Origin of the sequence: Shewanella sp. Isolate7, from assembly GCF_022398425.1 — a bacterium.
Taxonomy (GTDB): Bacteria; Pseudomonadota; Gammaproteobacteria; order Enterobacterales; family Shewanellaceae; genus Shewanella.
Genome location: NZ_JAKEVJ010000117.1, coordinates 1 through 7,749 on the forward strand (window position 1 = coordinate 1; position 7,749 = coordinate 7,749).

Consider the following 7,749-nt stretch of genomic DNA (forward strand, 5'->3'; position numbering starts at 1 on the left):
TGACGACCTGACGACCTAAAGCGGTCAATGTAAGACGGTCTGAATCAATGAGAGCCCGGCAGGCAACCATGAGGGTATTTAGACGCTTTTGGTGAATTTCTGGGCAATGTTGATAGAGGGATTGATGTAAGATAGTTAATGCTTGCACCTTGGAAGTCCGTGATTGTTTTTTGTTTGCGCTTAATCAGATCACATTCCAAGGTGTAAGTTCACTCTAATTTCATGATTTATCTCAAAGTTATCAGGGGATTCCTCAGGGCTCGGTGGCCGCGGGCTGGCACAGGCTGGGCGATGTCAAACAGCCCAGCGTGTCACAGAAGAAGGCGATGGCCGCCGCAGGCCAGGCCGACATGATGGCCACCTGGGACAAGCTGTTCGACTTTCCCTCGGCCCAGCTGCTGGTCACCCATGGGGATCTCAGGGATCGTGAGCGTTACATCAGCATCAAGAACACCCTCTTTAGCCTGCTGGATCACGACCTGCTGCCCATAGTCAACGAAAACGATGCGGTCACCACAGACAGACTACGTGTGGGCGACAACGACAACCTGTCGGCCATGGTTGCGGCGGCGGCCGATGCCGACGCCCTAATCATCTGCTCCGACGTTAACGGGCTCTACACCAAGAACCCGCAGCTGCACGATGATGCCAAGCTGATCAAACAGGTGAACGAGATCAACGAGTCTGTCTACGCCATGGCCGGTGGTGCCACCAGCGAGGTCGGCACAGGCGGCATGCGCACCAAGATAGAGGCGGCCGAGAAGGCGATTGCCCACGGCATTGAGACGGTGATCATCAATGGCTTCGACCCAGACGCCTTCAACCGTCTGCTCAAGGGACAGAATCCGGGCACCCTGTTCACCCCGTTCGACCAGCCCATGCAGGAGCATGTGCACTGGATGACCCATACCTCACAGGCCCAGGGCGAGGTGATCGTCGAAGACAACTTCGACGCCCCCCTGGATGACCAGGAGACGCAACTGACCAGCGACGATGTCGTCGCCGTAAAAGGCAACTTTGCCGTCGGCGACACAGTCCTAGTGCGCAAAGGCGATGGCACTAAGCTGGCGAAGGCCCAGGCCAATTACAGCAGTTGCTTACTGAATTTTATCGCCAAGCAAGAGGATCGCGCGTTTGCCCACGATGTCGAGCAGCAAACCGGTCCTATCTTAAGCGATGAGAACATCGCCATATTGGAGTAAATATGAGCATAATCGAAACCCTATCCATGGATGCCGCCCAGGCCGCGAAGACGCTGGCCCAGGTCGACACCCAGACCAAGAACACCATATTGCTGGACATGGCACGCAGCCTGCGCGCCGCCAGCTTCGAGATCCGCAGCGCCAACCTTATCGATCTCGCGTCCGCCGAACAGGCTGGCCTGAGCGCCGCCATGATAGACAGGCTGACGCTGGACGGCGATCGTATCGAGGCGATGGCCCAAGGCATAGAAAACATCGCCAGCCTCCCCGACCCTATCGGCGAGCAACGCGACCTCAGCACCCGCCCCAATGGCCTCAACATCAGTAAGATGCGGGTGCCTCTGGGCGTGGTGTGCATGATCTACGAGGCGCGCCCCAACGTTACCGCCGACGCCGGTGCCCTCTGCTTTAAGTCGGGCAATGCGGTGATATTGCGTGGCGGCAAGGAGGCACTCAACACCAGCAAGGTGATCGCCTCCGTCTTGCAGAAGGTCCTCAAACAATATGGCCTACCGGCCGCGCTGATCGCCGTGGTGCCCGATCCCGACCGCGCCCTGCTGATGGAGCTGATGCAGCAACGCGATCACATCGATGTCATCATCCCACGTGGCGGCGAGGGACTGATAAATTTCGTTACCGAGCACAGTAAGATCCCGGTTATTCAGCACTTTAAGGGCGTCTGTCACCTGTATGTGGACAAAGATGCCGATCTGGATAAGGCGCTGGCACTGCTGCTTAACGGCAAGACGCAACGCACAGGTGTGTGTAATGCCCTCGAGGGCCTGCTGGTGCACAGCGAGATTGCCCCTCAGTTTCTCGCCATGGCCGCCACGGCGCTGGCCAAGCACCAGGTGAAGATCAACTGCTGTACCAATACTCAGCAGTACTTCAGTGAGGCCAAGGTGTTAGAGGAGACAGACTTCGGTCAGGAGTATCTGGCGCTCGAACTCGCCGTTCGCCAGGTAGAGGACTTCGACCAGGCCGCCGCCCATATTCATCGCTTCGGCAGTCGTCATACCGAGGTGATCTGCACCGAAAACGAGCTAACCGCCAAGCGTTTTCAGCGTACCGTCGATGCCTCTGTGGTCATGGTCAATGCCTCGTCACGTTTCAGTGATGGCGGCGAGCTGGGGCTAGGCGCCGAAATCGGCATCGCCACCACTAAGCTGCACGCCTATGGCCCTATGGGACTCGAGTCCCTCACCACGGAGAAATATCTGGTCAATGGCGACGGTCAGATCCGCGCCTAACATAAAACATGTCCTATCAAGCGTTACAGGAGGCAAGTATCTCTACCCAAGACACAGGCTTAAGCCCGCACCTGCGCATCGCCTTCATCGGCGGCGGCAACATGGCCAGCGCCATCATACGCGGCCTGATCAAGCATGGTCACAGAGCCGATCAGATCCTGGTGTGTGCGCCCAGCCAGCACACCCGCAGCCGCCTGGTGAAAGACTTCAATGTCAAGGTGCACTCGGATAACAGCGCCGCGGTTGCCTTTGCCGACATCATCATACTGGCGGTGAAACCCTTTATCGTTCCCCTGGTCTGCGAGGAGCTGTGCCCACTGCTAGCCCCCCTGTGCAAGCAGAAGTTGATTGTCTCGATTGCCGCGGGGCTGACCCACGCCAGCATCTCAGGCAGACTGCCCCAGCATACCCAGCTGGTGTGCGCCATGCCGAACCTGCCCAGCGCCATCGGCAAGGGGCTGACGGGCCTCTTTGTGCCTAGCCATCTCGACAGGCTCGCCTTAGACGATGCCGAGCAGTTGATGCGCGCCGTAGGCGACACCGTCTGGCTGGAAGATGAGACCCAGATGGCCAGCATAGTGGCCACGGCAGGCAGCTCACCGGCCTACTTCTTCCTGTTCTTAGAGGCGATGGAGAAGGCGGCCATCGCCCAGGGCTTACCCCCCAAAACCGCCAGCAAGGCGGTACTGCAGAGTGCCATGGGCGCCATCTCGATGGCGATGGCCAGCAAGGAGGGGCTCTCCAGCCTGCGCCGTCAGGTTACCTCGCCCAAGGGCACCACTGAGCAGGCGGTGCTCGCTTTTCAGCACGGGGATCTCGATGCCCTGGTCGCCAAGGCGATGGACAGCGCGGCTCGCCGGGCCAAAGAGCTGGCACTCGGCTAAGCGGTTATCCTCTTAAGCCTTAATAAAGAGAAGAGGCGTTTTGCGCGGGACTTTTACCCTAGGGATTAAAAGTAGGTTCTGTCGGAATAGTCATAGAGCCATTCGGGGCGGTAGACCACCATCAGGGTGACCGCCATGCCGTTAAGCAGCGCCTCGGGAAAGGCCAGCAAGGGAATCAGCAACAGATAGTTATCTGCCAGGTAGCTCCAGTCATAGTCGCTGCTCAGGTAGAGCCAGGTCGACCAGCAGAGAATGTGAAACACTATGCAGAGGAAGGCATTCATGAAGGCGCCACAGAAAATGTAGACGAACAGATGGTGGGGCAAATACTTAAATACCTGACTGTAGACCACATAGCTGAGAAACAGCGGCAAGGCGATCGCCACCAGGCCATAGATGGCAAAATCCAGCGGTAATTTGAGCATGAAGGTGGCAAAGAAGGCGACCGGCAACAGCAGCGCCAAGGTGGCCAGGCGCCAACCAAACATCAGCATCAGGGTCACTATGCCGAGAAAATGGGCGTGGATCCCCGGGGTGATGCTGGCGTCGATCAGCCACAGGGCGTTAACGAAGAAGATGGCCAGCAGCAGGCGGGTCTGTAGCGCCTTATCCTTGAGTAGCGCCTTCACATCCTCGACGGGCCAGATGGCCCATAACCAGAGCGCTAACACGACCATGGCCAGCAGCTGAGCACCGCCCAATTGCCAATTTATCTCACTCCATCTTTGTAGTAAGAATGCCGTCATCGTCCCTTCCAATCCTTTAATCGACCAATTGCAGTGTTAATCCTCACTCCACCTTTGTAGTAAGAATGCCGTCTTCGTCCCCTTCCTATCCTAGCTCCAAATACGTTCAGGTTAGCGTCGTCCCCTTTGTACTCACCCTAACACAGCCCCAAATACCACGTCATCAAGCGTTCACCCGACAAGAGCAGGCTCTCCTCTAACTGGCATTGGAGTGGTCACAATATAAGCCACTGTTAATCTACTCAATTCTGGGTAATAATCCTCTGACGCAGTGAAGAAAGGGACATCATGCTTAAGTACTGGTACAAAGACTTTGCCCAATATCCACCGGGCCACAGAGACTATTGGCGCACCCGTTTGATCGGCCATACCCTGCTGCTCAGCAGCAGCTTCTTCCTGGTGCTCACCCTGCTCAACATCTTCTATTTCGAAAGCTATGAGTACGCCACCCTGGACGCCAGCGGCTTCGTGATTTCCCTATCGATTTTGGCCTTCTTCAACCGCACCGCTAACGTCAACCTCGCCTCCTGGGCAGTGACCCTGATGGTCACCGGATTGATCCTGCTGTTTGTCGCCTCGGTGGGCGGCTATGCCCATTCCCTCTATTGGGCCACCCTGATCCCGCCGTTCGCCTTCTTCCTCCTCGGTAGGCAACGAGGCAGCCTGGTCTCTCTAATCGCCTTCGGGGTATGCGCCTATATCGTCTATAACCAGATCCAGGAGGCTAAGCCTGTCACCTTCGGCATGGGCGCCCTGTTCAATGTCATCGAGGTATCGATTGCCCATATTTTGCTGTTTCGCTTCTACGAGGGCACCCGGTCCTCGGCCTATCGTCAACTGGGCGAGCGCAACGCCAAGATCCAGAAACTGGCGGAGACCGACAAACTCACCGGCCTCTACAATAGAGAGAAGCTCGACATCACGATCGAGGAGTATCTGCTGAAGAGCCGTCACCAGCAGACCCCCTTTAGCCTGCTGATTCTGGATGTGGATTACTTCAAGCAGATTAACGACGCCCACGGCCACCTGACAGGCGATCGCGTGCTGATCCAGCTGGCCGACAGCCTCAGGAGCCTCTGCCGTGAGGGAGATTTTCTGGCCCGCTGGGGCGGCGAAGAGTTCGTGATCCTGCTGCCCGATACCTCACTCTCAATCTGTGTCACCGTTGCCGAACAGTTACGCCAGGATATCGCCGCACAGAAGTTTGATGGCCAGTCTCTCACCATCAGCCTGGGAGCCGCCCAGCTCAGAGAAGATGACACCATCAAAACCCTGGTCAACCGCGCCGATAACGCGCTCTATCAAGCCAAACACAAGGGCCGCAACCGGGTCGAGGCTGAAGCCGCCAGCCCTCACATCTGCGCCGTTAACGACTAAACATCGGCAATTAAGGCCACTACTGCGGCTTTAGCTCAGGCTATCCTGGCGTATGCCAGCCACGACCTATGGCTAGTTTGCCATTACCCCTTAAGCTGCTAGTATCGAGACGAACACAACAGATAAAAATCAATAATATGAATACCCTAACTAAGACAAGCCTCGCCCTGGGTCTGCTGTTTTCCGCCAGCACCCTGGCGCAAACCACCCTAGTCCATAACCTCAAGGGCTACACCCTGGAGCAGGGAAAGCTGACCCAGTTTAGCGCCATCGCCTTTAGTGACGATAAGATAGAGAAGATCTACCAGCAGCCGCCGAGTGAGCTGCACACGCAATCTCCCAACATCCGGGTGATCGATGCCAAGGGGCAGACCATGCTGCCTGGGCTCATCGATGCCCACGGCCACGTACTGGGATGGGGACTCAATCTTATCCGGGTCGATCTCAAGGGCAGCCAGTCTGAACGGGCTGCCGTGGCGCGCGTCGAGGCATTTCGCAAGCAAAACCCGGATCTCAACTGGATATTGGGCCGCGGCTGGAACCAGGTGCTCTGGCCAGCGAAAAGCTTCCCCACCGCCAAAGCCTTGGATAAGGCCTTTCCCGACACGCCAGTGTGGCTGAGGCGGGTCGATGGCCATGCGGGCTGGGCCAACAGCGCCGCCATGAAGCTGGCGGGCATAGATGCTAATACCCAGGCGCCCGATGGCGGCGAGATCATCCGCGACGGCAAGGGGCAACCCAGCGGCGTGTTTATCGATAATGCCATGGCACTGATAGAGCAGCAGATCTCGCCCCTGACTCAGGCTGAACAGGTGCGCGTACTGCGCGCGGCCATGGCCGACCTTGCCCGTTTAGGCCTCACCAGTGTGCACGATGCCGGTGTCGGCCACGATACCCTGGCCGCCTACCGTCAACTCGCCGATGAGCAGCAGATGCCGATCCGCATCTACGCCATGGTCGCCGCCGACGACAGCCAGTTCGAGCAGACGCTGGCCAAGGGCCCCTACCGCCACCCTGGTAGCATGCTGGATATCAGCAGCGTGAAGATCTCTGCCGATGGTGCTCTGGGCAGTCGCGGCGCCGCCCTGCTGCAGGACTACTCGGATCTTCACGGCCACAAGGGGCTGCTGCTCTACAAGGAAGATGAACTCAAGGCACTGATGCACAAGGCGATGCAGGCGGGATTTCAGGTGAACACCCATGCCATTGGCGATCGCGCCAACAAGCTGGTGCTTGACCACTACCAGAGGGAGATCGCCAAGACCCAGACCAAGGCGCTGAGGCATAGGGTGGAGCATGCTCAGATCCTGCAGCTGAGCGACATACCAAGGTTTGCCGAGCTGGGGGTGATCGCCTCCATGCAGGCGACCCACGCCACCAGTGACATGAACATGGCCGAAGACAGAGTCGGCCCGCAGCGGATCAAGGGGGCCTATGCCTGGCGTAAGCTGCTAGACAGCGGCGCGGTGATCGCCGCCGGATCAGACTTCCCCATCGAGTCGGCCAACCCCTTCTTTGGTCTGCACGCCTCGGTTACCCGCCAGGATCATACTAACCGCCCCGAGCTAGGCTGGTATCCGGGCGAGAAGATGAGCCTAACAGAGGCACTTAACAGCTTTACCCATGACGCCGCCTACGCCGCCCATCAGGAGACCATGATAGGAGAGCTCAGACCCGGTATGAAGGCCGACTTCATTCTGTTACAAAGCGATCCCTTCACCATGGCCCCAGAGCGGCTATGGCAGACACAGGTCAACCAGACCTGGGTCAACGGCAAGAAGGTGTTCGACATCGAGAGTGGCCGTTAGAGGAAGCCAACAAAGCGTCTGTTAAGAAAAAGCCCGGCCTGATTGCCGGGCTTTTTTAGCCTCGCGATGACGCCAACATGGCGCGATACTCGCAGTCCAGATAGGCATCCACCGCCTCGGCATCGATATGGCCGGCGTTATACCAGGCATACATCTCCTTAAGCGCCAGGTGACCGAAACGGCTCCAGCCCACCAGGTTAGTGCGCAGCAGAAACTGCACCATATCCCCACCGGAGCGCAGTGATCTGATCCAATACTTTTGGACATCTCGCTAAGTGAGTAAACTCGCTTATTGAGGCGAAATATGTCAACAAAGAAACCCCGCAAGATCCACACGCAAGAATTTAAAACAGAAGCGCTGAAGCTTGCTCTGAAAATTGGTGTAGCCGCAGCAGCGCGTGAGCTTAATCTTTACGAGTCACAACTCTACAGTTGGCGCTCTAGTGCTGAGAAGAAATCAAACACCACGTCAAGAGAAGCGG

The 7,749-nt window shown here is 57.4% G+C and carries 7 protein-coding genes and 2 pseudogenes; 6 read left to right on the forward strand and 3 right to left on the reverse strand.

Annotated elements, in window-relative coordinates:
- A pseudogene (locus tag L1D47_RS19520) lies at window positions 1-148 on the reverse strand (IS4 family transposase); the annotation flags it as partial.
- Window positions 149-257: 109 nt separating this feature from the next.
- Here L1D47_RS19520 and proB point away from each other — a divergent pair.
- The 3 genes and pseudogenes from proB to proC form a co-directional block, all read left to right on the forward strand.
- Window positions 258-1,202: pseudogene (gene proB / locus L1D47_RS19525) on the forward strand (glutamate 5-kinase); the annotation flags it as partial.
- 2 nt (window positions 1,203-1,204) lie between these two features.
- Window positions 1,205-2,452 carry a glutamate-5-semialdehyde dehydrogenase gene (locus L1D47_RS19530; protein ID WP_239886471.1) on the forward strand — a complete coding sequence of 416 codons (1,248 nt, stop codon included), beginning with the start codon at window positions 1,205-1,207 and terminating at the stop codon, window positions 2,450-2,452.
- An 8-nt stretch (window positions 2,453-2,460) separates the two neighbouring features.
- The gene (gene proC, locus L1D47_RS19535) at window positions 2,461-3,336 is read left to right on the forward strand and encodes a pyrroline-5-carboxylate reductase (RefSeq protein ID WP_239886472.1); all 876 of its coding nucleotides are present in this window, start codon (window positions 2,461-2,463) and stop codon (window positions 3,334-3,336) included.
- Between the two features lie 65 nt (window positions 3,337-3,401).
- Here proC and L1D47_RS19540 read toward each other — a convergent pair whose 3' ends face one another.
- Entirely contained in the window at window positions 3,402-4,082 is a 681-nt protein-coding gene (locus L1D47_RS19540) for an energy-coupling factor ABC transporter permease (protein WP_239886473.1), read from the reverse strand.
- Between the two features lie 288 nt (window positions 4,083-4,370).
- On the opposite strand from L1D47_RS19540, the gene L1D47_RS19545 reads away from it, so the two are divergent.
- Both L1D47_RS19545 and L1D47_RS19550 read left to right on the forward strand, forming a co-directional pair.
- Window positions 4,371-5,459: a GGDEF domain-containing protein gene (locus L1D47_RS19545; protein WP_239886474.1), complete on the forward strand. Its 1,089-nt coding sequence runs from the start codon at window positions 4,371-4,373 to the stop codon at window positions 5,457-5,459.
- Window positions 5,460-5,596: 137 nt separating this feature from the next.
- Complete coding sequence (locus L1D47_RS19550) at window positions 5,597-7,267, forward strand: amidohydrolase (RefSeq protein ID WP_239886475.1); 1,671 nt, start codon at window positions 5,597-5,599, stop codon at window positions 7,265-7,267.
- A 55-nt stretch (window positions 7,268-7,322) separates the two neighbouring features.
- Here the strand turns inward: L1D47_RS19550 and L1D47_RS19555 are convergent, their stop codons facing one another.
- Window positions 7,323-7,490, reverse strand: coding sequence for a hypothetical protein (locus tag L1D47_RS19555; RefSeq protein WP_239886476.1), 168 nt, complete (start codon window positions 7,488-7,490; stop codon window positions 7,323-7,325).
- An 81-nt stretch (window positions 7,491-7,571) separates the two neighbouring features.
- Here L1D47_RS19555 and L1D47_RS19560 point away from each other — a divergent pair.
- Window positions 7,572-7,749 (forward strand): transposase (locus L1D47_RS19560; RefSeq protein WP_239886477.1); only part of this gene is annotated, 178 nt, incomplete at its 3' end.

Coding starts and splice junctions, on each gene's coding strand:
- proC (WP_239886472.1), top strand. CDS start 2,461: ATGTCCTATCAAGCGTTACAGGAGGCAAGTATCTCTACCCAAGACACA.
- L1D47_RS19555 (WP_239886476.1), bottom strand. CDS start 7,490: ATGGTGCAGTTTCTGCTGCGCACTAACCTGGTGGGCTGGAGCCGTTTC.
- L1D47_RS19545 (WP_239886474.1), top strand. CDS start 4,371: ATGCTTAAGTACTGGTACAAAGACTTTGCCCAATATCCACCGGGCCAC.
- L1D47_RS19530 (WP_239886471.1), top strand. CDS start 1,205: ATGAGCATAATCGAAACCCTATCCATGGATGCCGCCCAGGCCGCGAAG.
- L1D47_RS19550 (WP_239886475.1), top strand. CDS start 5,597: ATGAATACCCTAACTAAGACAAGCCTCGCCCTGGGTCTGCTGTTTTCC.
- L1D47_RS19540 (WP_239886473.1), bottom strand. CDS start 4,082: ATGACGGCATTCTTACTACAAAGATGGAGTGAGATAAATTGGCAATTG.